19 protein-coding genes are annotated in these 23,886 nt (G+C 53.9%); 15 read left to right on the top strand and 4 right to left on the bottom strand.

What is annotated here, in order from left to right; genetic code table 11:
* Nucleotides 1-14 precede the first annotated feature (14 nt).
* From BAQU_RS08570 to fmt, 9 genes are all read left to right on the top strand, one after another.
* Nucleotides 15-485 (top strand): cell division protein SepF, encoded by a 471-nt coding sequence (locus BAQU_RS08570; RefSeq protein WP_094694704.1) that lies wholly within the window; start codon nt 15-17, stop codon nt 483-485.
* 54 nt (nt 486-539) lie between these two features.
* A complete protein-coding gene (locus BAQU_RS08565; RefSeq protein ID WP_094694702.1) occupies nt 540-821 on the top strand; it encodes a YggT family protein in 282 nt (93 codons plus the stop codon).
* 103 nt (nt 822-924) lie between these two features.
* The gene (locus BAQU_RS08560) at nt 925-2,199 is read left to right on the top strand and encodes a DivIVA domain-containing protein (protein WP_094694700.1); all 1,275 of its coding nucleotides are present in this window, start codon (nt 925-927) and stop codon (nt 2,197-2,199) included.
* Nucleotides 2,196-2,744 carry a signal peptidase II gene (locus BAQU_RS08555; RefSeq protein WP_275542240.1) on the top strand — a complete coding sequence of 183 codons (549 nt, stop codon included), beginning with the start codon at nt 2,196-2,198 and terminating at the stop codon, nt 2,742-2,744. The genes BAQU_RS08560 and BAQU_RS08555 overlap by 4 nt, the downstream gene beginning before the upstream one ends.
* Complete coding sequence (locus BAQU_RS08550; RefSeq protein WP_094694908.1) at nt 2,737-3,678, top strand: RluA family pseudouridine synthase; 942 nt, start codon at nt 2,737-2,739, stop codon at nt 3,676-3,678. Before BAQU_RS08555 ends, BAQU_RS08550 begins: the two co-directional genes overlap by 8 nt.
* A gap of 66 nt (nt 3,679-3,744) precedes the next feature.
* Complete coding sequence (dnaE, locus tag BAQU_RS08545; RefSeq protein WP_094694698.1) at nt 3,745-7,299, top strand: DNA polymerase III subunit alpha; 3,555 nt, start codon at nt 3,745-3,747, stop codon at nt 7,297-7,299.
* 83 nt (nt 7,300-7,382) lie between these two features.
* Entirely contained in the window at nt 7,383-9,647 is a 2,265-nt protein-coding gene (locus BAQU_RS08540) for a primosomal protein N' family DNA-binding protein (RefSeq protein ID WP_094694696.1), read from the top strand.
* A 57-nt stretch (nt 9,648-9,704) separates the two neighbouring features.
* Nucleotides 9,705-10,439, top strand: coding sequence for an HAD family hydrolase (locus BAQU_RS08535; protein WP_094694694.1), 735 nt, complete (start codon nt 9,705-9,707; stop codon nt 10,437-10,439).
* Nucleotides 10,440-10,512: 73 nt separating this feature from the next.
* Entirely contained in the window at nt 10,513-11,493 is a 981-nt protein-coding gene (gene fmt, locus BAQU_RS08530) for a methionyl-tRNA formyltransferase (RefSeq protein ID WP_094694692.1), read from the top strand.
* Nucleotides 11,494-11,635: 142 nt separating this feature from the next.
* Here fmt and serB read toward each other — a convergent pair whose 3' ends face one another.
* Nucleotides 11,636-12,268, bottom strand: coding sequence for a phosphoserine phosphatase SerB (serB, locus tag BAQU_RS08525; RefSeq protein ID WP_244568505.1), 633 nt, complete (start codon nt 12,266-12,268; stop codon nt 11,636-11,638).
* A gap of 113 nt (nt 12,269-12,381) precedes the next feature.
* On the opposite strand from serB, the gene BAQU_RS08520 reads away from it, so the two are divergent.
* The 6 genes from BAQU_RS08520 (at nt 12,382) to BAQU_RS08495 (ending at nt 19,155) form a co-directional block, all read left to right on the top strand.
* Complete coding sequence (locus BAQU_RS08520; RefSeq protein WP_094694688.1) at nt 12,382-13,068, top strand: DedA family protein; 687 nt, start codon at nt 12,382-12,384, stop codon at nt 13,066-13,068.
* A gap of 153 nt (nt 13,069-13,221) precedes the next feature.
* Entirely contained in the window at nt 13,222-14,793 is a 1,572-nt protein-coding gene (gene arc, locus BAQU_RS08515) for a proteasome ATPase (RefSeq protein ID WP_094694906.1), read from the top strand.
* On the top strand, nt 14,790-16,418 hold the full coding sequence (dop, locus tag BAQU_RS08510) for a depupylase/deamidase Dop (RefSeq protein ID WP_094694686.1): 1,629 nt from the start codon (nt 14,790-14,792) through the stop codon (nt 16,416-16,418). The genes arc and dop overlap by 4 nt, the downstream gene beginning before the upstream one ends.
* 125 nt (nt 16,419-16,543) lie before the next feature.
* The gene (locus BAQU_RS08505) at nt 16,544-17,380 is read left to right on the top strand and encodes an inositol monophosphatase family protein (RefSeq protein WP_094694684.1); all 837 of its coding nucleotides are present in this window, start codon (nt 16,544-16,546) and stop codon (nt 17,378-17,380) included.
* Between the two features lie 91 nt (nt 17,381-17,471).
* On the top strand, nt 17,472-17,663 hold the full coding sequence (locus BAQU_RS08500) for a ubiquitin-like protein Pup (protein ID WP_094694904.1): 192 nt from the start codon (nt 17,472-17,474) through the stop codon (nt 17,661-17,663).
* 1 nt (nt 17,664) lies between these two features.
* Nucleotides 17,665-19,155 (top strand): proteasome accessory factor PafA2 family protein, encoded by a 1,491-nt coding sequence (locus tag BAQU_RS08495; RefSeq protein WP_415447726.1) that lies wholly within the window; start codon nt 17,665-17,667, stop codon nt 19,153-19,155.
* Between the two features lie 226 nt (nt 19,156-19,381).
* Here BAQU_RS08495 and BAQU_RS08490 read toward each other — a convergent pair whose 3' ends face one another.
* From BAQU_RS08490 to purB, 3 genes are all read right to left on the bottom strand, one after another.
* Nucleotides 19,382-19,663: an HU family DNA-binding protein gene (locus tag BAQU_RS08490; RefSeq protein ID WP_094694680.1), complete on the bottom strand. Its 282-nt coding sequence runs from the start codon at nt 19,661-19,663 to the stop codon at nt 19,382-19,384.
* 180 nt (nt 19,664-19,843) lie between these two features.
* Nucleotides 19,844-22,444, bottom strand: coding sequence for a lysylphosphatidylglycerol synthase transmembrane domain-containing protein (locus tag BAQU_RS08485; RefSeq protein ID WP_094694678.1), 2,601 nt, complete (start codon nt 22,442-22,444; stop codon nt 19,844-19,846).
* 1 nt (nt 22,445) lies between these two features.
* Nucleotides 22,446-23,885 (bottom strand): adenylosuccinate lyase, encoded by a 1,440-nt coding sequence (gene purB / locus BAQU_RS08480; protein ID WP_094694902.1) that lies wholly within the window; start codon nt 23,883-23,885, stop codon nt 22,446-22,448.
* Between the last annotated feature and the right edge of the window lies 1 nt (nt 23,886).

Genomic DNA, 23,886 nt, shown 5'->3' with positions numbered 1-23,886 from the left:
ATTAAGGGGCTTAAATGGCGAATTTTATGAAGAATGCCATGTCTTACCTTGGTATGGCTGATGTCGTGGATGAGGATGCAGATATTGCACCTGCTCAGGGTGACAATGCCACTACCGATTTTGATAGTGACAGATCGGTGACACCCATGTCTCAGGAATCATCAAATTCGGTTCCTCTGCGTAGCCACGGTGATTTCTCTACGAAAATCAGCAGAATTACCACCATTCTGCCCAAATCATATGAAGACGCGCAGCTGGTTGGCCGTGCGTTGCGTGATGGTGTACCGGTCGTGCTCAATCTTTCAAACGTCACCGAGGCCGTTGCCTATCGCATCGTTGACTTCTCTGCGGGTGTCGTGTTTGGCGTTCGCGGATCGATCGAGCGTGTCACGCCGAGAGTGTTTCTGCTCAGCCCCGCGCAGGTCAACATCAAGGTCGAAGACCCTAAGCCAACATCATCGTCCCACGATCTGTTCGCGGACTGAGGTTCTAAGGCAACACTCAGCTTCGCCAGTAGTGTGTCTGCTAGGGTGAAGGTCATGCTTTTTTCGTTAATTCATGCATTGCTCCACTGGGCAATCAGCGCATATCTGCTGATTCTGTTTGCTCGAATGATTCTGGACTGGTCCCAGATTCTCGCCCCGCGATGGTATCCCCAGGGCATCGTAGCCTCCTTGCTGCGAATCGTCTATCGCGTGACAGATCCTCCGCTGCGCTGGTTGCGTCGTTTCATTCCACCGCTGCCGCTCGGTGCAATCCAGCTTGACATGAGTTTTATGGTTTTGTATTTTGTTCTCGTCGTTTTGCAAATACTCATCTAGCGTGTCGCGGACTCTTGAAAGACACAAGACTCAGCTACGTGCTAGAGTCTTGATTTGATACCAAGAATGCAAAGCGTGTTGCTTGAAGCGAGGTGGAACATTAATGGCTCTTTTGACGCCAAAGGACATTAGAGAGCATATCTTCCAAACTGTGAGGTTTAAGGAAGGTTATGACGTTGACGAGGTGGATGACTTCCTCGATCAGGTGACTGAGACTGTTGAGGCCTTAGGGCAGAAGGCCGTTCAAGGTGGTGCATCGACGCAATCACTCAGTCCGGATGTCACCAGTCTGAACACCAAGATTTCTGACTTGACAGCTCAGCTCGAGGCTTCGCAGAATGAGAACAGGAAGCTCAAGGAACAGCAGTCCGCATCAGAGAATTCCGCATCTCAGGCAGGTAGTCGCGAACTCAATGAGGCACAGCAGCAGGTTCAGGCACTGACGCAGCAAAATGATCAGTTGAAGCAGCAGGTCGATCAACTCAATTCACAGATTGATCAGCTCACTGCTCAGGCAGCCAAGGGTGACAACACTCAGGCACTCAACGATCAGTTGGTGGCTGTCGGCAAAGAGCGCGACCAATTCAAGGCGAAGGGCGAGGAACTTGCTCAGCAGCTTGGCCAGAGCAAGCAGCAGCTCTTCCAGGTTCAGCAGAGTGCCCGCGACTTTGCCACGAAGAACGACACATTGTCTCACCAGCTTGATGAATCGAAGCAGCGTGAGGAGCAGCTCCGTCAGCAGGTCTCCAAGATGGAACCGTCTACCGAGACCGGCAGCCTGAAGAAGATTGCAGGCGCTGGTGCCGATGCCAATTCCGAGCCGGAGCGCGCAACTGCGATGCTCACACTCGCGATGCAATTGCATGACCAGTATGTTGACAAGGGCAAGGCGAAGGGTGCCGAGCTTATTGCCGATGGCCAATCCAAGCACGATGATTTGGTGGCTAAGGGCGATTCCTATATGAATCGCACCCATGCGGATGCCGACAATTATTCCAAGCGTGTTCATGACGAAGCCGATGGGTATTCAGATCGCGTTCGTTCGGAAGCCGATGCCTATTCTGGCAAGTCTCGTCAGGATGCAGACACGTATTCCAAGAACAAGCGCGCCGAAGCCGATACCTATGAGGTTGAGGTTCACCAGAAGGCACAGGCCTACGATCGCAATACGCGTTCGACTGCCGATCAATACGCGGCAGATGTCAAAGAGAAACTGGTTGCTCAGTCGAAGGTCATCGAGGGCAATATTCAGGGTCTCAAGCAGTTCGAGACCGAATATCGCAGCCGTCTCAAGTCCTTCCTTGGCCAGCTGGTCTCGCAGGTCTCGAATACCGATTCCTTCGATGGCATCGGCTCGGATAAAGGCGAAGATAAGTGACATCAGACAGCAATGCTCCTTCGAGAATTGCTGCACAACGGCCGCGCAGAAGCGTGGCCGTTTTCTCATGTGTGGCGCTTATTGGTCTCATCGTCGATCGTGTGAGCAAACTACTGGCATTGAGATATCTCTCACTTGACGAATCCAGGCTGGTGATACCTCGTCTGCTCTCGCTTCGCCTGCTGAGAAATCCTGGGGCTTCACTGGGATTCGGCTCCAATTCGACGTGGGTCATATCGATTCTTGCCATAGCTGCATGCATCGTGCTTGTCATCCTTGCGATCCGTTCTACTTCAACGTTGTGGGTGATCGTGCTTGGCATGGCCTTTGCCGGCGCGGCGGGTAACCTGATCGATCGTGTCGTTTACGCCGATGGCATGCTCAACGGCAAGGTGGTCGACTTCCTCGATTATGGCTGGTCTGTGGGCAACGTAGCAGATATTTTTCTCATGTTTGCAGGCATAGGCATGGTCGTTCTGGTATTCATGGGCGTTCCTTGGAGAATCAGTGGGCAGAGTGCAGATGCTCATGACAGCGATGAATGAACTTGAAGCCAAGAACAGAGTCTTGCCGGTTCCCGACGCTCTGGTTGGAAGACGTTTCGATGTGGCATTGTCCAAGATGCTTGGACTGTCGCGAGCCAAGGCGAGTGATTTGATTGATTCCGGGCATGCGACGCTGATTGATCGTACCTGTTCAAAATCGACCGTACTGCTTGACGGCGATACGATGGAGGTTCGTCTTGAACAGCCGAAACATCGTATCGAACCGGTTGCCAATGAGATGTCGATAGTCTACGAGGATGATGACATAGTCGTGGTCGACAAGCCCGTTGGCGTTGCGGCGCATGCATCGGTTGGATGGACAGGCCCCACGGTTCTTGGCAGTCTCATAGCCAGGGGAGTGCATATCACCAGCTATGGTGCTCCCGGCAGACATGGCATTGTGAGCCGTCTGGACGTGGGTACAAGTGGGTTGATGCTTGTTTGCAAGTCAGAACTCGCATACAAGGAAATGCGCCGTCAGTTCGCCCACCACGAGGTTGTGAAGACCTATCATGCTCTCGTGCAGGGCAATCTCGAGCAGGACAGGGCAACGATCGAGGCGCCGATCGGACGCGCCAAGGTCTCGGACTTTCGATTCACCGTCACGCCGTTGGGCAAGGAAGCGATAACGCATTGGGATGTGCTCGAGCGTTTTTCCGAGGCCACCCTTGTCAGCGTCAATCTTGAAACAGGCAGAACGCATCAGATTCGCGTGCACTTCTCTTCCATCAAGCACCCGCTCGTAGGCGACCACATGTACGGAGCAAATCCCAAGCTGGCAGAAGAGCTTGGCCTGGATCGTCAGTGGCTGCATGCCATGCGCCTGGAGTTCAGGCACCCCAGAACGCATATCTGGACTCGGGTGGATTCACATTATCCAGCCGACCTAGAACGTGCGCTCGATGCGATGCGAGCGCGACACTCCCAGCAATAGCGTGTGGCTTTGGCTTCGAGATGACTCGTGGTTGCTTCTGGCAGACATTGCATTAAGTTAGAGAGCATGGCAACTCGCAGTTTCGTTCATCTTCATACGCACACGCACTATTCGATGCTGGATGGTGCATCTCGCATTCCCGATCTGGTTGAGCAGGTGAAATCCCTGGGGCAGCCAGCCATCGCGATAACTGATCATGGCAACATGCATGGCGCATATGAGCTTTGGAAAACCGCTGTTGGTGCTGGTGTCAAGCCGATAATCGGCATCGAGGCGTATGTCACGCCTGAGACGGCCCGTCAGGACAAGACTCGTGTTCATTGGGGAACCGAGGCCCAGCATTCTGACGATGTCTCTGGCAACGGACTCATTACCCATATGACGCTGCTCGCGCAGACTGATCAGGGTCTGGTGAATCTTCTCAAGGCATCGTCGGTTGCAAATCTTGAGGGCTTGGTTGGTAAGTGGCCCCGTATGGATAAGGAAGTGCTGTCGACCTATCATCAGGGTGTCATCGCCACAACGGGCTGCCCGTCTGGCATTGTGCAGACCAGACTCAGACTTGGTCAGTATGATGAGGCGTTGAGGGCAGCCTCTGAGTTTCAGGATATTTTTGGGCGTGAGAACTATTTCGTGGAGCTTATGGATCATGGGCTTGAAATCGAGAGTCGAGTAACGAAGGATTTGCTCCGCATTGCCAAGGCAATCAATGCTCCTCTTGTTGCGACCAATGATTCGCACTATGTTCATGAGCAGGACGCTTCTGCCCAGGACGCATTGCTGTGCATCAATTCAGGGTCAAGGCTCGATGAACCAGGGCGTTTCAAGTTTGATGGCAGCGGATATTACATCAAATCCGCTGAGGAGATGCGGGAACTGTTCAAGGAATTTCCTGAGGCTTGCGACAATACGCTCGAAATTGCGCAACGGTGCAACGTGATGTTCGATGATCACGAGGATGGTGCCTTCATGCCGCAGTTTGACTGTCCTGAAGGCTGGGATGAGACCTCACTCTTCCTGCGTGATGTCGAGGAGGGGCTGGAGAAGCGTTTTCCCGATGGCATTCCCGAACATGTGGCCAAGCAGGCTGATTACGAGTGTGGTGTCATCTGCCAGATGCAGTTTGCTGGATACTTCCTGGTGGTGGCCGACTACATCAATTGGGCGAAGGCCAATGGCATCATGGTTGGTCCTGGACGTGGTTCTGCCGCAGGCTCGATGGTTGCCTATGCGATGGGGATCACCGAACTGGATCCCATAAAGCATGGGCTCATCTTCGAGCGGTTCCTGAATCCTGAGCGCGTCTCCCTGCCTGATATTGATGTGGACTTCGACCCTGAGGGTCGTATGCGTGTTCTGGAATATGTGGCGAAGAAATACGGTGCCGACAAGGTTGCTCAGTGTGTCACCTATGGAACGATCAAGACCAAGCAGGCCCTCAAGGATTCTGCGAGAATCATGGATTATGAGTTCTCGATGGGAGACAAGGTGACCAAGGCTATCCCGCCCGCTGCCAACGGCAAGGATATCAGTCTGAAGGACATCTTCGATCCATCGGCCAAACGCTACGCGGAAGCCAAGGAATACAGGGATCTCTATGACTCCGATCCCGACGTGAAGAAGATCACCGAACAGGCGCTTGGCATTGAAGGCATCATCCGTCAGACAGGCGTGCATGCCTGCGCAACGATCATGGCATCACAGCCGATCACGAACACCTCTCCGCTCATGCAGCGCAATGATGGCACGATCACGACGACCTTCGAATACCATACCTGTGAAACGCTGGGACTGGTGAAGATGGACTTCCTCGGTCTCTCCAATCTCACGGTCATACGAGATACCTTGAAGAACATCACGCGCAACGGCAAGGATGCCATCACGATCCAAGACATCCCGCTTGATGACAAGGAAACCTATCAGCTGCTCTCGCGTGGCGATACGCTCGGCGTGTTCCAGCTCGATTCGGATGGCATGAGGTCGCTGCTCAAGACATTGAAGCCTGATAACTTCAACGATATTTCGGCACTGATCGCGCTGTACCGTCCTGGACCTATGGATATGAATTCGCATACGAACTATGCGAAGCGCAAGAACGGGCTGCAGAAGATCACGCCTATCCACCCTGAGGTAGAGAAACCGTTGAAGTCGGTTCTGGACGAGACCTATGGTCTGATCGTCTATCAGGAGCAGGTGCAGTCTGCCGCCCGTATCCTTGCCGGCTATTCGCTGGGCAAGGCAGACGTGCTCCGACGTGCCATGGGCAAGAAAAAGCCTGAGGTTCTGGCCAAAGAGAAGGTGCCATTCTTCCAGGGCATGAAGGACCATGGGTACTCTCAAGAGGCGGCTCAGGCCGTGTGGGACATCTTGGTGCCGTTCTCGGGCTATGCGTTCAACAAGGCGCATTCGGCCGCATATGGCATGATTTCATATTGGACCGCGTACCTAAAGACCCATTACCCGGTAGAGTTCATGGCTGCCCTGCTGCAGAACGAGCGCAGCAACAAGGACAAGACGGCACTGTATTTGGGTGAGGCGCGGCGCATGGGCATTCAGGTGCTTCCACCCGATGTGAACGAATCGGTGCTTGAGTATTCCGCTGTCGGAGACGTCGTGCGATTTGGGCTCGGTGCCATTCGCAACGTCGGCGACAAGGCGGTGGCTGACATCATCGCGCAGCGCAAGAGCTCGCACGGCAAGTTCGTGAACTTCGTGGATTTCGTACGACGCGTTTCGTTGAACGTGTTGAATCGACGGACCATTGAGTCACTGATCAAGGCCGGTGCCTTTGATGACATCGATCCGAACCGCCGGGCGCTCTATCAGATTCATGAGAGTGCTATCGATTCACTGGTGCCTCTCAAGCGCAAGCAGGCTGAGGGGCAGTTCGATCTGTTTGCGGATCCAGATGGCGGCAGCAACGACGATGTGATGGGCGATGCAGCGGTGACCGTTCCCGACATTGAGGAGTGGGATAAGTCAACGAAGCTGAACTTCGAGCGCGAAATGCTCGGCCTGTACGTTTCCGATCACCCATTGAGCGGCATGGCCTCGGTTCTGGTGGGACTTCGCGATATATCGATTGCGAAGCTGGTGGACAGCGCACAGGCAATGGATGATGGCAACGTGCGAACCGTTACGATTGCAGGCCTCATCACCAATGTTGATCGGCGTGTGTCACGCAAGGGCAATCCCTGGGCCATCGTGACAGTCGAGGATCTTGAAAGCTCAATTCAGTGCATGTTCTTTGGCAAGGTCTATGAGGCAAGCCTTGCCGATCTTTCCATTGACACCTTGGTCAAGATTCGCGGCCAGGTCGAAGTTCGTGACGAAACGGTCTCGATGCGTGCCATGGAACTGGAGGTGCCAAGCATCGAGTCGGCGGACGAGCGCCCTGTGATGATAGCGCTTCCAAAACCTGCCCTTGACAGGGTGCATCTGAACCGTCTGAGTGGCATCATCAAGAATCATCCAGGATATTGCGAAGTCAAGCTCATCGTGCTCCAGCATGATGGCAGCGTGCAGGTGCTGACGTTTGGAGATAATTTCCGCGTGCATAGGGATACCAGTCTCTTTGCCGAGATCAAGACGATATTCGGTCCTTCCTGCCTGCCGATGTAGAGGGCAGGCGTGGTGCAGTAAGCGCTTACACTTGCTTATTGCATTCGTATTCTTCGTATTGGCGTCCATCGCAAGGAGGACTCATGGCCGGTTCCAACGCGGAGCAGTTGGCACTTGATGGTCTTGCTCCTCGCAAACGTCGCAGGAAAGTACCCGCCCAGCGGGTGCCTGCCGAACACAATCCCATAGCCCAGGTCATTTTGGATGTGCAGGCAACTCAGCTTGGCGCTACCTTCGATTATCTGGTGCAGTCCAAGGATGATGAGGCTGCACAGCCGGGAGTGCGGGTACGTGTGCGTTTTGGCCATCAGCTGCTCTTCGGATTCATATGGCAGCGCGTTGCTTCCAGTTCTGCGCCGCCATCGGCATTGCGATACATAGAGCGAGTGGTCAGTCCACAAGTCGCAGTGAGTGCGCAGAACAGGGCAGATATCACCGATATCGCTCATGCATACGGCGGTACAAGGGCCAATATTCTCAGAATGGCAGTGCCGCCGAGGGTGGCGCGCGTTGACGTGGAGCAGCAGTTGGTCATCGGGCGATTCGCCATAGGTGCAAGTGACGCGATGAAGCAGAGTCTGCAGACTTGGTGTGACGAACAATTCGACATGCTTGACAGAAGCTATGACCGTGTCGGTCAGATTCGAGCGAGCATTGCCGCTCATACATCATCAGCCTATGTGTGGAACGTGCTTCCGGGCGTGCTGCGATGGGCGCATGATGCTGCGTGGACCTTGGTCGAGGCATTGCTTGTTGGCAAGTCTGGGGTCATGGTGCTGCCCGATATGCGGCATGTTCTGGATTTGGTAGAGGTGTTACAGGGTGCGGGGCTTCGACGTTTTGCACCAACCAAGGCAACTCATGGTTCATGGGATGGAGACTTTGCCGTGCTGGGTGCCGCCCTGCCGCCCGAGGAGCGATATCGTGCTTTCCAAGCCGTTGCGAGCGGTCAGATTCGATGTGTCATCGGTACGCGCGCCGTGATGTATGCACCGGTCGAGGGCAGCGCGGTCTTTGCAATCATGGACGATAATGCCTACCAGAATGCGGATGGTTTCATGCCCTATGCCCATGCACGGGGCGTTCTGCGACTGCGTGCGAGGAACCATCATGGTACCTTCATCGATTTTTCTGCAGTGCGCAGCCCCATCAGTCAATGGGAAATACAGGATGAAAGCCGAGAGGGCAACTCCGTATGCGGCATCAGCGTTGAAGTTCGAGGATTGCGTACCGTGACGCAGGAACAATCACCGTGGATTCGATGGCTGAATCATGAGGAACTTGTCAGACTGGCCGATCCGGCAATTGGCGCTCGCGTCCCGCACACGGCGGTTGCCGTCATACTTCGTGCCCTGAAGCTTGGTCCGGTGCTGCTTTCCATTCCGCGTGAGGGTGCCCACGATGTACTGTGCTGCGGTAAATGTCACCATCAGGCGCGTTGCAATCGTTGTACCGGCCCGTTGAACGGCAACATTCATGATGGGCACGTTCCACATTGCCTGTGGTGCGGTGCTGCTGCGGTCGACTGGTCTTGCACGAACTGTGGCAATGAATCCATGCGCGTTCTTCGTGTCGGGGCACAGGGCACCGCTGCGGAACTGAAAGGGCTGTTCCGTCATGTGCCGATAGTGGTGTCAACGCCATCGCAGCCCAGAGGAGTGGTGACGGACATCGTCGATAAGCCGCAGATCGTTATAGCGACACCCGGCGCTGAACCGCGCGTAAGACCGGTTGGAAGAGCGACTGATCCATCCAGAGTGCGAGCGCAGTCGTCGTATCAGGCTGTGGCCATTCTTGATGCCTGGGCAAGCCTCTATGCTCTCGGGGTCGATGCGCGAATCGATACGCTTACTGACTGGATGCATGCTTCTTCGCTGTGCCTTCCACGAACGCAGGGTGGGCAGGTCATGCTCATCGGCGAAACTGATCCGGCGCTGGCTCAATCGTTGATGCTGTGGGATAGTGGTGTGCTTGCACAGCAGGAGCTGAAGGATCGCGAAGCAACTGCACTGCCACCCTTCGTGGCTGCCGCATGTGTATGGGGCAATCGTGATGCCGTCATGAACACAATGAATGAGATCGGCGTTCTTACTGGCGATTATGCTCTCATGGAGATCAATGGTGAGGATGTTCCCGGGTTGCTTGGACCGGTGTCCATTGCCCCACCACGCAATATAGCGGCGCGTCAGCTCGAAGGCACTCATGACCGCGTGCGAGCAATAGTCCGTGTGCGTGTGCAGGCAAGGGACGAACTTGCACTGCGGTTGCGTTCGAGCCTCGCAAAACACATGGCGACGCGAAATCCCAAGGAATTGCACTTTAAGATGGATCCGAAGGATCTGATGTAGTTTCTCCATGCTCAGTGTTTCCATATATTGAGGAGTAATCGAAAGGATTGATTGAATATGCCTGAACCCATTGAATCGCCAAATGCCCCAAAGGACATCGTCACTGCTGACCTTGTCGCACCGAATGTCATCACCGCTCAGGGTCCTGCCGAGCAGGCTTCCGGGCTGCCAATCACCGATGTGGTTTTCGATTTCGGCAATGTCTTGGTCTATTGGCAGCCGAGCGCGGCTTTGGTGAGCAGATACAGTCCGGAAACCATCAATCATTTTCTCGACAACAAGGTTTCAGGTTTCTTTGATGCGAATGATTTCCTCGATGGGGGAGAATCCGCCGAAGATGTGACGGCTTGGATGGAGCGCACTCATGGGCATGAGAACGCTGAAATTTTCCGTTTCTATCTTGACCATTTCGAGGACTCGCTGACCGGCGTGGTTCCAGGTGCCCGCATGCTCATTGAGGATTTGAAGGCAGCAGGAATCGGCGTATGGGGCTTGTCGAACTGGGAGCGGACAATGTTCCCGATTGCGTGGGAGCAGTTCGGCATTCTGCATATGCTGCAAGATAAGGTCATCTCGGGCAATGTTCACATGCGCAAGCCGCATAGGGACATTTTCGAACTCGCCATTCGCCAGTTTGGCATCGATTCGCATGCCAGTCTGTTCATCGACGACAAGTCGCAGAATGTGCTCGGGGCCAATGCCTCCGGAATGCGAGCGTTCCAGTTCTCCGATTCATACAAGCTGCGCAATGCCCTGATCGCTGCAGGAGTGAATATTCCAGCTGTGCAATAATGCTGGAATGCCAGGTCTTGGGATGAGCCAGAAGAAAGACTTGAATGTGTGAAGCAATGCGGAGGGAAAGCATATGAAGCTGTTATTTGCAGGTACGCCGGAGGTTGCAGTACCTTCACTCAAAGCCTTGGCCGCAGACGATGATTTCGAGATAGTCGCCGTTCTGACCAGACCGGATGCTCCCCGGGGAAGGGGCCGCAGACTTGTTCCCAGCCCGGTAAAGCGTGCGGCAGAGCAGTTGAAGATTCCGGTGTTGGAATCAAATCCAAGCGATCCGCAATTCGTGGAGATACTGAAATCGACAGGTGCAGAGATAGCCGCTGTTGTTGCCTACGGCAGAATACTTCGCGAGAACGTTCTTGATGCCTTGCCTTTTGGATGGTACAACCTTCATTTCTCGCTGCTTCCACAGTGGCGCGGGGCTGCTCCTGTGCAGCGCGCCATCTGGGCTGGCGACAGTCTGTCGGGCGCTACGGTCTTTCGCATTACCAAAGGTCTCGATGATGGTCCGATCGTTGCTCAATCGACAGCTGAAATCGGCAAGCATGAAACCGCAGGTTCGCTCTTGAACCGGCTTTCGATCGATGGCTCACATCTGCTGGCAATGTCGCTGCAAGCGGTCGTTGCAGGTCGGGCGCGTCCTGAGCAGCAAGAACAGGGAGTTTTTGAAAAGGCCGAGAAAATCACCGTCGACGACGCTCATATAGACTTTCACGCGCCTGCCTATGCGGTCGAACGCCAGATTCGTGCATGCACGCCAGAACCAGGCGCCTGGGGTCATCTTCACGTTAAGGCTGATCCTGGCGAAAACGTCTTGCTGATGCATGTTCTCGATGCGCGTGAGGCCACATATCTTCCAAATGAGGCGCCACAGGAATTACAGGGCAAGGTTTTACAGTCTGGAGAACTGCTCACATCGAAGAAGCATGTCTGGGTGGGAACGATGACGAATCCCCTCGAGCTGCGTCAAGTCAAGCTTCAGGGACGCAAGGCGATGGATGCGGCGGCATGGGCAAGGGGTGCGCACCTGGCTGAAAACGCTTACATCGACTAGCTTGGGCTTATGCGTAGCGAGATTTCGAGTTTTGTGGCAATTGCGAAGTATCACAGGCATGATTTGCTGCATTTTCGTTCCAAACTGCATCGTTTTTCAAGCTGTATACCTGGCAATTGTCACAAAACTCGAAATCTCGAATTCACTCCTGGATGTTTTGCCTATCGTTGTCGATAATTGAGATGACTGGTCTCAAATTTCGAATATTCAGTGTGTGAGGGGCAGCTTGACGTACCGCAGGTTTCGCACAGAAGGCAATTCCCGTTCCTGCGGCAAGAATCATAGGAATATCATTTGCGCCATCGCCTATGGCGACCGTATCAGCCATATCAACGTTGTCTTCAGCGGCCCATGATTGCAACGCACGCAATTTTGTTTCCTTGGTGACGACTTCTCCAAGGGTTTTGCCCGTAAGAACGCCATCCTTGGTTTCAAGAGTATTGGCGATGGCATGATCGATTCCTGCCAACGTCACCAATCTGTCAACGATTTCATGGAAGCCGCCGGAGACCACACCAACAGTCCAGCCACGCTCATGCGCCGTGGCGATCATGTCGAGAGCTCCATTGGTAAAATGCACTGCCTTGAAGACATCGTCGAGTACCGAGACCGGCACACCCTGTAGAAGACGCACCCTTTCGGCAAGGGCCTGCCTGAAATCCAAATCTCCGCGCATCGCTCGGCTCGTGATGTCAGCGATATGCCCGCCCTTTCCACTGGCCTCACCAATCAAGTCAATGACCTCTTCGTCGATGAGTGTCGAATCCACATCCATGACGAGTAATCTTCGAGGATTGACAGGATCTTTTACCGGCGAGTTGTTCGGAGCTTGCAAAGTTTGGTTGTGCATGGTTTCGATTCTCTGAAATCGCTGGGACAATATCGAATATGTATCCGACTCATATCATTATGGCCGCTTCCTCGTGCACCACCGAACAATCTGGCATCATTGGCACAATAACCGAATGGCTCGTAGAAGTCATGCATCAGGCGGGGGGTGTCGGCGTAGCTCTCGCCATTGCCCTTGAATCGATTTTTCCGCCAATTCCTAGCGAGGTGATTCTGCCTCTGGCAGGTTTCACTGCATCACAAGGCAAGATCGGCCTCATAGAAGCCATCATCGCCGCGACGATTGGTTCTCTCCTGGGGGCCTGGACACTGTATGGAGTCTCGCGTTGGATCGGCATTGAACGACTTGAACGCATTGCAAACCGGATCCCGGGTGTGAATGCACGGGACCTTGCAAAGGCGGACCATTGGTTTGAGCGTTACGGAACATGGTCGGTTCTTATCGGGCGTGTCATTCCCGTTGTACGTTCCCTGATCTCCATACCAGCGGGCCTGGGTGCGATGAATTTTTGGAGCTTCACCGCATGGACCTTTCTCGGTTCGGCCGTATGGAACAGCCTGCTCATAGGTTTTGGTTTCGGTCTTGGTGAACAATGGTGTTCGATTCTTGGCGTCATTGGCATTATGGAAGATACCGTCATCATTGTCGCAATAGTGGTCATTGCGCTGATGATTGGGCTGTGGGTGCGTAATCTGGTACGAGAACATAGGTCACAGAAGCCGTAGCGTGGTCGGCAAGCCTTTGCCATTGGACTGTGCTATCGGACTTTCTGAACGTATACAAGCATGAGGCTGTGGGGAGAATTATCAATGGTTGAACGTCTCGGTCAGGAACCGATGGATACCCGTGGTGGGAGCGCACGGGATGAATCGTTGCGCATGCAGGAAACACGCTCCACCAGCCAGCTTGAAGACATGGCTGCCCAGCTCGATGCATCCCAGAGAAAGAACCATGCCCTCGCAGCGGCACTCACCAAGGCCGCAGAGGAGTTGGGCAAGGCCAAGGCCCAGATGGAGCAGCTGGCCAAGCCGCCCATGAGTTTCGCGGTGTTCATCGCCCCGGATCACATTTCGCTCGACAGTCATAACGTGCGCCATGCCACGGCAGAAGTCGCACTTGCCAACAGACGCATGATCGTTCCTGTTGCGCCCAGCATAGACATACAGCGAGCGGTACGCGGCGAATCGGTGTTGCTCAACGAGAACATGATTCTTGTCGAATGCAGAGGACAGCATGCGACCGGACAGGTTCGATCCGTGTTGCAGGTGCTGGATGCACCGAATCTGGTGGTGCAGGATTCCTCAGGCGGTGCATCGGTGGTAACGCGTTCAGGAACCTTGATGGATACCAGAATCGTTGCCGGTGATCGCGTCGTGCTTGACGACTCCTGCCATATCGCGCTCGATCTGCTTCCGGCTGAGGACGAGACGAATCTGGTTCTTGAAGAGACGCCAGATGTCAGTTATGCCGATATCGGTGGTCTCGATTCCCAGATTGGCCGCATTCGTGATGCCGTGCAACTGCCATTCGAGCATCGTGATCTTTTCAAACGCTATGATCTGCGCCCTCCGAAAGGTGTTCTGCTCTACGGTCCTCCAGGCAATGGCAAGACCATGATCGCCAAGGCAGTCGCCAATTCCCTCGCTCGTGGGACGCATGCCAGCCGTGGCATCTTTCTCTCCGTCAAAGGGCCTGAACTACTCAATAAATTCGTCGGAGAATCAGAGCGGCTCATTCGGGGCATCTTCAAGCGTGCACGCGATCGTGCGGCGCAGGGCGCACTGGTCATCGTCTTCATCGATGAGATGGATTCGCTGCTGCGCACGAGGGGATCCGGGGTGTCTTCAGATGTCGAGACCACGATAGTGCCTCAGTTCCTTGCAGAGCTCGATGGCGTCGAGGCTTTGGACAATGTGATTGTGATCGGTGCCTCAAATCGCGTCGATATGATCGATCCGGCAGTGCTGCGCCCAGGCAGGCTTGATGTCAAGATTCGCGTGGATCGGCCGAACCGCCCGCAGGCGGCGAACATCCTGCAGCACTATCTGACGAATGATCTGCCGCTTCAGCTCGACAATGATTCGGACAGTCTGGTGTCATTGATCGTGCGCGATATCTTTGCTCGCGAAGACCGTCGCAGAGTCTGTGAGGTATGCGATGAACGGGGCCAGTGGACGAGTATATTCTTTGCTGACGTTGTCTCCGGGGCCATGTTGAAGAATATCGTTGATCGTGCCAAGACCAAGGCGGTCAAGGCCTCAATCCAGAGTGGAAGTGACGTGGCGCTGAGTGCCGCCATATTTTCAGAGGCGGTGCAGGATGAGTTTCAGGAGAGTGCGGATTCCATCGGCGATGCAGATCCTTCCCAATGGTCCAATATCACTGGCCTGGACGTAGGACATGTGGTTCGCATCGAGCGTTCGCGGGATGCTGAAAGCGGGCGCGTATGAGCGTATTGCGCCTGATGGGCACCGAAACCGAATACGCAGTCAGTGATTTTGAGGATTCCGCCGTGAACCCACTCCAACTGCCATTCGATGTGGTCGCTGGTGCTGCAGACCCACAGACGCAGGGTATTCGTTGGGATTACGGAGAAGAGGATCCGACCAACGATGCTCGTGGCATGCGTCTGAGCAGGGCATCAGCTCCGGCAAGCATGCTTACGGATGCGCCCCAGCTGCACATTACAAATGTGATTGCCCCCAACGGGGGCCGCATATACGTCGATCACGCACATCCGGAATATTCAGCGCCTGAAACGACCGATCCATTTGCGGCTCTCTGCTATGACCATGCCGGGGATATGCTGATGGAACAGGCTGTAGCCAGAGCGTGCAGCCAGACCGGACGTCGGATTGAGCTCCATCGCAATAATGTGGATGGCAAGGGGGCAAGCTGGGGAACGCACGAGAACTATCAGATGCTGAGAGGTGTGCCTTTCCAGAATGTGCAACAGCTCATGACCGCCCATTTTGTATCTCGACAGATCTTTGCCGGTTCCGGCAGGGTTGGCATCGGTGAACGCTCCGAAATTGCAGGCTATCAGCTGAGTCAGCGTGCCGATTACATTCATGATCGCATCGGTCTGCAGACCACATTCGATCGCCCAATCATCAATACGCGGGACGAATCGCACAGTACGGCTGACAGAAGGCGCCTGCATGTCATTGTGGGCGATGCCAATCGCATGGATGTGCCACAGGTGCTGAAACTGGGAACGACAAGCATGTTGCTCTGGATGCTGGAGACACGATACCTGCGACACACGTTGGAAACGAGTGATCCTGAGGAATCCATCGACTTCGTCAATCCAGTGGATACCCTGCATGCAATATCTCATGACTTGAGCCTCGCCAGGAAATTTGCCCTTGACGATGGCGGCGCAATATCTGCGATAGACATGCAGACTCGCTTATATCAGGCCGTTGAACGGACGGGATATGACGTATATGGGTGCCGCGCTCACAAGGCAACCCGAGTAAATTGGCCGGATAACGCAACGGAAGACATCATGGCCTTATGGCATGACACTCTTGCAGATCTGGAACGAATCCGTGATGCCGACGATAACCAACGTCTCAACATGCGAGACGAATCTTCTCGCATCGAATGGTTTGCCAAGTGGCAGATATTGGAATTGCTCAGGCGGCGTATGAACCCATCCAACGAAGGAAAGACGGATGCTGCAACATGGGCAGATTCAAGACTTCGAGCCCTGGATCTGTCATGGTCTGCATTGGATGCGCGTCATGGCCTCTTTTCGAAATTGAGCAGTCGCTGTGAGCATCTGATCGGATCCGAAGAGTTGAACAAGGCATGCACTGAACCACCTGAAACCACTCGGGCATGGCTGCGCTCGCAACTGATACGCAGATTCCCGGATCAAATCATTGGGGTTACGTGGGGGCGAATGACCGTTGCCGATTCGCGGCATGCCGGCAATCCACGTAAACTGACGCTCGACATGCGTGATTCTGAGAACTTCGACAGGAGCCATTGCGAAGCGACACTGTTGCATGCCGGGAGTGCCGCCGAGTGTGTCGAGCTGCTATCGGCAGGCGGCATACGCATCTGAGAGACAACGAGTTTGCCAGGGAGCAACATTGCTTCAACGATCACTAAGAATCTGAGGGTTCATGGTCAACGATAAATCATTGCTATTCTGTATCATTTCATTCGAGAAGGATTGAGGTGGGATTGATGGATTTGAGGGATTTAACCACACGGGTATCTCATTTGGCATTTGACGCAGGGGAACATGCTCTACAGGATCAGGTCAATCCGCATGATTTGAAGTATCGTGTTCAGCCTAAGTCGGAACAACGTTTCACTTCAGAGGTCGACACTCGATTGATGCGCTTTTGCAGGGATGGCATCTCCAAGATCGATCCAGCCGATGGGTTCTGGGAAGACGAGGGTTCCGACCGAGAGCCCAACAGCCGATATTGGTGCATTGGCAATATTGATGGTGCCATCAACTATGTGAGAAACATGGCGGAATGGGCGGTCACCTTCACGCTGTTTAAGATTGGGAAAGATGGTGTGCCGTCGCCCATCATCGGTGTCGTTCATGCACCGGCGCTGGGATTGACCTATCTTGCCGCACAGGGTCAGGGCGCGATTCGCATCCGACGCACCCCGATTGGCAGCAAGCAAGAAAAGATCATTCCCTCGACGACGGATTCTCTGGACGGATCCGTGGTGAGCTTCGGCATGTCGTATTTCCCAAGAGAGTCAAAGCGAGCATTGCGAACCGTGGCTGCAATGGCTGGAAGGCCGGCTGACATTAAACGCGTTGGACCAACTTCGCTCGACCTGTGCAAGGTCGCCGATGGCACTTACGATGCCTATTTCGAACCGAAACTTCATTCTTGGGATATTCCTGCCGTTTCGGCTGGAACTGTGGTTGTATGGGAGTCACAGGGCAAATTGAATCAGTGGAATGGCAATCCTATCGACTGGGGACGAGATAACGACATCGTTGCGACGAACGGACTCATTGACGACGACTTGAAGCCATATCTCAACCAGGATTGATAACTGCATCCACGGACGGATTGGAGTGTTCTTCACATCTATGAGAGGTGTGGAGCAGCATCCCATCCCAGCATGTGAAGGAAGGTCTGTTATGCCACAGGAACAGCAAAGCAAGGCTCAGCAAACTCACGCAGAGGAGGCGGATCTGCAATCCAGGCAACGTGAGAACGGCAACGAGTCGCACATCGATGAACTCGATTCGGTATTGGACGACATTGAAACCTCGCTGTCTGAGAATGCTGAGGAGTATGTCAGCCGCTTTGTCCAAAAAGGTGGCGAGTGATGTGCCGCAGTTGCGAGATTCCCACACGAATGATGCGCTGAGTGGCAGCTTCCTCGATGCTTCGAACGGCAGTTTCGACCGCATATTTGGCATAGAAACCGAATATGGAATCAGCGTGACGGGAACCGAACGGCCCTGCCCGGCGGCAGAAGTGGCCAGAACAATGTTTCAACCGGTCGTTTCTCGATCCCGGTCGACGAATACCTATCTGCACAATGGCGCACGGCTCTATCTGGATGTTGGTTCGCACCCGGAATATGCGACCGCAGAGACGCGGTCGCCGCTTGATGCCCTCAAGCAGGATCTTGCGGGAGAACACATCATGATCGGTCTGGCCCAGCGTGCCCAGGAACAGTTGCAGCGGCAGCATGGTCCTCAGGCCCGGGTACATCTGTTCAAGAACAACGTTGACGCATCCGGACAGTCCTTCGGCTGCCACGAGAACTATCTGCTCAGAAGGCAGGTATCGCTTGATGACGTGCGAAGACTGCTGGTACCGTTCTTGGTCACGCGTCAGCTCTTTTCCGGTGCAGGGAAGGTTACGCGCAGCGGCTTTGAACTCTCACAGCGAGCCGATTACCTAGATGAGGCGGTGTCGAGTGCCACGACGCGTTCTCGCCCCATGGTGAACACTCGCGACGAGCCCCATGCCAATCCTGAGCTTTACCGCAGACTGCATGTTATCGTTGGCGATTCGAATCGATCCCAGACAGCAACGTGGATGAAGCTGGCAACGACCCACCTGGTGCTCTGCATCATCGAAGAGGCCGTTGAGCGGGGCACACTCACCCCATTCGAACCATACGCACTCATTGATCCGGGCAAGGCGATTCGGGCTGTGAGCAAGGATATGAGCGGCCATGCTGCCATCGATGTGGTCGGATCTGGAGACGGCGGGGATTCCATGCACTCCTCTGCATTGTCGATTCAGCACGCGTATCTTGAAGCAGCGCAGGATTTTGTGACGAGACACAGCAATGACAAAGACATGGTGCTCGATAATGCTGGTCAGGTGCTTGAATTGTGGGGTGAAGCCTTGCAATCGATAGAAGATGGGAACTGGCAATCGTTGTCGAGCTGGGTTGATTGGGCTGCAAAGCTCCGGATCATCAATGCGCTCAAGCACCGATATAGCACTTTGCATGCTCCTGGTTCAGCTCCATCGTGGGCTCAGTTGAAAATGTTTGACTTTGAATATCATGACATCATGAATGGTCATGTTTTCGAGTCAATGCAGGCACACCATCGCATCCGAAGTCTGATCGATGCAAGGATGATTGTCGATGCTGTAAACAATCCGCCCATGAACACGCGCGCCCATCTCCGTGGACGATTCATTCATGCAGCCTTGGCAAAGGACCTCTCGTGGTCGTGCGACTGGACGCATCTGGTTGCCACTGGAGAAGAAAACCATGCAGAATTCGAAATCATGGATCCATTTATGTGCGAGTCCACGCCTCAGTTCGAAAAATTCATCGATGCAATCAGCTGATGCGTTGAGAATGCGAGTTTTGTTGCCTTTTCGAAGTAGACTTTGCTGAAATCGGCCTTAGCCAGACGCTATTTCAACGATTCTGCTCGTTTATACTTCAAAAAGGCAACAAAACTCGCGATCTTGGAATATTAGTGTGCGCCCAGCCGGCATACAGCGCAACGATACAGAAAATCCCGGCCGATATCGGTATCGGCCGGGATAAAAAAACTGTGTAATCCCCAAATTACTTGGTTACTGCCTTCTTCAGCAGTGAGCCAGCGCTGATACGAACGCCATAGCTTGCTGGAATCTTAATGGTTTCACCGGTGCGTGGGTTGCGGCCGGTGCGGGCAGCGCGCTTGACGCGCTCTGCTGAGAAAAGACCCGTAAGTCTCAGGCCTTCGCCTGACTGGAGGGACTCTACAAAAATATCCTGAAATGCGTTGATTGCTGCTTCGGACTGCGCCTTGGTGAGGTTCGACTTCTGTGCAATCTTCGAAACGAGATCAGACTTGTTGTATGCCATATGAGCATCCTTCTGTTGGGGGCCCCCATCCTTTCCGGGAAACCCATCGGTCACAGACGATATTAGCGCATATCCGTTGAAATTGACGCGTTCTTGGGGGTTTTTCCGCAAAACGCCGTTATCTTGACAAGCATTTTCACATCATCGTCATATCAGCGTCATTTGAGCGTTCCCTCTCGGTCACAAAAGGTTATGTCTATCAAGCCATTTCGCGGCCAAGGCGCCCAGGGGAATGCGAATCCAATAGGTTGCAACCCTGAAGAGTACGGTGGCTGAAAGTGAAAGGGCAGTGGGAACACCGAGACTGGAGAATCCGAATGTCAATGCGGCTTCCACAGCACCCAGACCGCCCGGGGTTGGGACCGCCGAGCCAATCGTGTTGGCCAGCAGATAGATGAAGGTGGTTTCCAGAATGTTCGTATGATATCCGAATGCCATAAGAGCGGCCCAATAGCCAAAGCCGAGTCCAAAGCTTTGCATCCAAGAGCCTAGGGAGCTGATAATCAGTTCTCTCGGCTGCGTCAGTACATCAAGCAGCTGGCGGGTGTATGTCGAGACGATTGGCAGCAGACGTTTGAGCACATATTGGCGAATTGGCTTTATGGCTATGCCGAGTGCAATGACTATGGCAAGAATGCCGATGGTGATGACAAGCAGATTCGTGGGAATCATCCCCGAGAAGGTGTTGCGTCCCGAGAATATGCCGATGACGACCAACAGCAGAAATGTGGTGGCGAACTGCACGGCGACGACAGCGCTCATGATTGCCGTCGCGATGCTGTTCTTATAGCCGCTCTTGCGAAGATACTGCAGATTCACAAAGGCAGGTCCAACGCCCGATGGCATTGATACCGCAGTAAAACTCGAAGCAACCTGGGTAAAGAACAGTCCCAGATAATTGCGTTTGTCTTTGTCTACGAAGATTCCAAGCGATATGGCGCCGCCAAGCCATGCCATGACACCAAAGAGGAAGCATAGACCAGCCATCCATGGGTTTGCGTGGGTAACGGCATCGATGACCTGCTGAAGATTCAACTGGGTGATGATGACCACTACAGCAATGATCAGCAGCACCAGGGCCGCGAAGGATCGGAAGCTGAAACGTGACAGATTCACAGCCTCAAGGGATTCGACGGTGTCTTCATCGCTGAGCTTGCGAACGTCATCGCGCAACGCCTTGATGGTGTTCTTGTCCCATGACTGGAGCGCGCGTGTCGAAGCTGGAATTGCAACCTTCTGAATGAATGGAACGAGTTGAATCACTGCATCCTTGCCCCAAACCCTGCACGCAACCTTCAAGGTGCGTTGCCTACCTATGGCACAGCTCAGCAGCACAAGAAGCTGCACGCGGTCGATGCTCACATTGGGTGCCGAGCTCGCATAATCGCCGTTCTGCCAGCCTGCGATCACGATGTGACCATGATCGTCATGCGAGAGGTTCGAAGCGGAGATATGACGATGCGTATAGCCATGCTTATGCGCAACTTCGAGATAACGCATCATCTCTTGTGCGTCGTCATCGCTGATGTCGTGGAATGGCAGCGATTCGAGCTTCACATCGGTTTCGTACACGAGGATGGACGATTCACCGACATCTGACATTGCATAGGGATGAGCCGTCACAAGACCAAAATTGCGTAATCCAAGCAGCATGGAGAGATGATGCTCGGTCGTGTCATACGCGGATCGATCTCGGCGCATGGCAATTCCTGTGAACTTGATCCACCGCCACACCTGTACCAGATAACCGGCCGTGTGGGTCTGGTTGTCAAGCACCGAAACGATATAGGACTTGTCATGAGCATCGATGACCTGATAGATGCGAGATTGGGAGGTGTTGTCGTCAAGCAGTGAGAACCCGCTCTGATTGGTATTCTGGCCGTTGCCATGCCCATTGCGTTGCTCGCTTGTCGTATTCGGATCCGAGACCAGATTCTGCAGCGAGTCATCGGGCAGGCGGTTGAGCACTGCGGTGTCGATGCCGATGGTTCTCAAGGATTGCACGATTGCACTGCCCCAGGCACCCTTGTTCTGCGTACCCGAAGCGAAACGAATCAGCATGCCCAGAACGCACCCAACGGCAAGGGAGACCAGCGATGCCGAGAGTGAATTGGACGAGAGGGCCACTGAAATGATTCCCACGCCAAAGAGTATGTTCCATCCCCATACGAGAGAATTGCGCATGCGCCGTGGCCCTGCTGCCGTAAGGAATGCTCCGAGTCCCGCATAGATGTCGGGAAGGAATCCCACACCCCTCATGAGTGCTGACGAGCTCAATGATTCAGCAAGTGTCTGGTTCCCGATATCCAGGATCAACAGTGAGAACAGTCGGATAACGATATAGCCACTGAACAGCGCAAGCGTCGATGTTATGGCCTGAAGCCATTCGCGATTGATCAGCAGTTGCACCAGCACCCAAATGACGATCACAATTGTGGTGAACTGCTGAAGCAGACTGGTTGGAATATCGATCAGCCACTCAAGTGCATGTCCAGCAGCGGTGTGTACATCGGATTCCACACCCGCGGTCAGACCTTTGAGATACACGGAGACCAGCACAACAAATGCCACAGATAACAGTGCAGTTCCGGCACGAACCAGGTCGCCGACATCGTGCACCCGTTCAGGAGCCGTGTCGGTTATCTTTGGCGTGATTTTGAAAGAACCACGGAGCGAAGTCGAATGTGCCTTGTGCAAGTCCGTTTCGCCAACCTCCGTCGCAGAGCTGCCATCCTTGTCAGAATCGCGGACATTATCTCGAAATGTGCGATTGTTCCCCATATCAGTCGAAGTTTACCAAACGCTCGGCAATACCTACATAGCTTTCTGGGCTTAATTGCCTGAGACGCTGAGAAGTCTCTTCGTCAAAGTTGATTGTGGAAATAAAGGATTCAACTGCTGCATGGTCAATGGTGTGGCCACGCATCAGTTCCTTGACTCTTTCGTAAGGATTGTCCATTCCTGAACGGCCATTGAGCGCTGCTGCTCGCATCGCCGTTTGAATCGGCTCTCCCAGAACCTCCCAATTATTCTGCAATTCCTGTGCGATTGCAGCAAAGTTGGGATGAATCGATCTGAGGCCGCCGAGCAGATTGTTCAACGCAAGCAGAGCGTATCCGAAGGCAGAGCCGATATTGCGCTGTGTGGTCGAATCGGTCAGATCGCGTTGCCAGCGAGTCTCTGTCAGCGTCGCGGCGAGCGTATCGAAGAACGAGCACGAGAGTTCAAGATTGGCCTCGGCATTTTCGAAGCGGATCGGATTTACCTTATGGGGCATGGTGCTCGAACCGGTTGCGCCCTTGACTGGGGTTTGCGCAAATACGCCTCGCGAGATATACATCCATGAATCGGTGGCGAGATTGTGCGCAATGCGGTTGAGGTGGCTGATGCTGCCATAGAGTTCTGCCTGCCAGTCATGGGATTCAATCTGGGTGGTGAGTGGATTCCATGTCAGATGCATGCGGTTGATGACGAATTCCTGAGAGACCTGAAGCCAGTCAACATCGGGGAGCGCCGCAACATGAGCGCCGAAGGTACCTGTCGCACCGTTGATCTTGCCCAGATATTCCTGAGCCTTCACATGCTTGATCTGCCTGCCAAGGCGGTATGCGAACACGGCAAGCTCCTTGCCCAGCGTGGTTGGGGTTGCAGGCTGACCATGCGTCAGACTGAGCATGGGAAGTGCCTTGAATTCCTCCGCCTTTGCCTTGAGATAATCGACCAGTTCCTGCGTGGCAGGAAGCCAGATATGCTGAACGGCATCCTTGATGCATCGTGCATACGAAAGGTTGTTGATGTCTTCGCTCGTGCATGCAAAGTGCACGAGCGGTTTCAAGCGTGCAAGCTCTGTATCTGGGCCGAGTTGTGAGGCAGCGGCATCGAGTCGACGGTCGATATAGTATTCGACAGCCTTTACATCATGGTGGGTCACATCTTCGATGCCTTTGAGCTCGACGATGCCGTCCTTGCCAAAGGTCTCAGGAATGTCACGCAGATAGGCCTGCTCTGCATCACTGAATCGGTTCACACCCTCAATGATTGGCTGATTACCGTTGCCATCAAAGCCATTTGCAAGCAGAATCATCCATTCAACCTCCACGCGCATTCTTTCCCTGTTGAGCGCAGCTTCGCTCAAATACTCGGTAAGGGGAGAGATTTGCGATTGATAGCGTCCATCGAGAGGGCTGAGAGCAAGTGCTGGTTCAATTTCAGAAAGCTTCATA

Origin of the sequence: Bifidobacterium aquikefiri (genome assembly GCF_002259795.1) — a bacterium.
Taxonomy (GTDB): domain Bacteria; phylum Actinomycetota; class Actinomycetes; order Actinomycetales; family Bifidobacteriaceae; genus Bombiscardovia; species Bombiscardovia aquikefiri.
The sequence above is the reverse complement of the archived record's forward strand: the minus strand, read 5'-3'. Positions and strand labels throughout refer to the sequence as shown.